We start from the raw sequence: 1529 nt of genomic DNA on the forward strand, positions 1-1529 counted from the left end.
ACGGTGACTTCCGCGAAGGGGTGCGGGCCTTGTTGATCGACAAGGATGGTAAGCCCGGGTTCCGCCATCGTGATGTGGCGTCGGTGCCGAAAGCCTACATCGATAGCTTTTTCCGTTGCCCGGCGCCGAAGCATCCACTGGCGGATCTGGGTAAGACCCGGTAATCCCGGCAACACACAAAAAAGGCGCTTCGGCGCCTTTTTTGTTTAGGAAGGGGGGCGGGTCGAGTAGATACCGTCTCTCCCAATGAACCACAACCCCTCTCAAACGGGCTGTGGTTCATATTCTTTCTGGTGCGCCAGCACGCCGTAAGCGATGTGCACCAGTTTTCTCATGGCCGCGCCCAGCGCTGACATCTTTCGTTTGCCTGCAGCACACAGCCGTTGATATTGGCGCCGAATGCTGGGGTTATGCCGCATCGCCACAACGGCACCCATGTATAACTTTTGCCGCAACGCGGGGTCGCCATTCTTCGAGAGCCGCGGCGCGTGCCTGACCGAACTGCCCGAGGTCCACTCCACCGGCACCAGCCCCATGAAGGCCGCCACTTGTCTGCCACTCTTGAAGCGCCTTGATCGTAGTGCCACCAACAAATGCACCGACAGCACCTCGCCAATACCGGGAATACTCTCCAGCAAGCCTCTATCGCGCTTCAGGCCGTCATGGCGATCAATATGCTCATCCACTTCCTTGACCAGTCGTTTGGCCTCCCGTCGCAGCAACGCCAGCACATGCGTAATCGAGTGCTCCGCTTGCGTATCCCGGTTGAACTGCGCCTTTTCTAACCGGTTCTGTTCCCGCTGAATGTCCTTTTGCACCGTCTCCAGCCGTTTCGCCAGCTGCTTGAGGGTCCGCACTTCCTCTGGCTCAGGCTGCCAAGGCGTCAGCTCCGGGTTGGCTAGAGCAAAATGGGCAATGCGTTTGCTGTCTTTCTTGTCACTCTTGCCTTGATCGCCCAGGGAACGGGCGTAGTAGCGCACGCGGGCAGGGTTCAGCACGTAGACCGTCACACCGGCTTGGTGCAACCAGTGCGCCAGGGGTTCGTGATAGATGCCGGTGGCTTCCAGATACACCTGAAGTTCGCCGGGGGACGCGCCGGTTTGTTTGAGCAACCATGACAGCAGCGCGGGATAATGATCGTGGGCATTGGGAAATACCCGGGTTTTTACCTTGCCGGCCTGCGCATCACGCAACCAGCACAGATCGAGCTTTTTCTTACTGACATCAATACCGATGGTAGCCATCTCTCCACTTCTCCTTGTTCGTGCAGCCTCATCCGGTCAACGAAGGGCTCGGATACCGTTCAAGTTTTGAGAGAAATGCTGGCGGGACCTATCTACATCACAGGCTCAGGGCCTCAGGTCGAATACGGGTTGCCCGCCAGCAGTGGCGGAAGGGTAGCAAATCCTTCCGCCGGAGAGACACAAGGTCGGATTAGTCTTAAAGACGTAATCCGACACTCGCCCCATGGGACAGCGGCGACATTGAATGTCGGCTTACGGCCTTCGGCCTCTCTGTGCCCTCGGGTA

Annotated in this window: 2 protein-coding genes; one reads left to right on the top strand and one right to left on the bottom strand. The window is 58.1% G+C overall.

Translation table 11 applies throughout. The annotated features are described in order from the left end of the window. Positions 1-164 (top strand): enoyl-CoA hydratase/isomerase family protein (locus tag A3754_RS26500; protein ID WP_197468477.1); only part of this gene is annotated, 164 nt, incomplete at its 5' end. Between the two features lie 99 nt (positions 165-263). Here the strand turns inward: A3754_RS26500 and A3754_RS05395 are convergent. Then, a complete protein-coding gene (locus tag A3754_RS05395; RefSeq protein ID WP_063519022.1) occupies positions 264-1244 on the bottom strand; it encodes an IS110 family transposase in 981 nt (326 codons plus the stop codon). Positions 1245-1529: the final 285 nt, after the last annotated feature.

The organism is Alcanivorax sp. HI0083 (assembly GCF_001635175.1).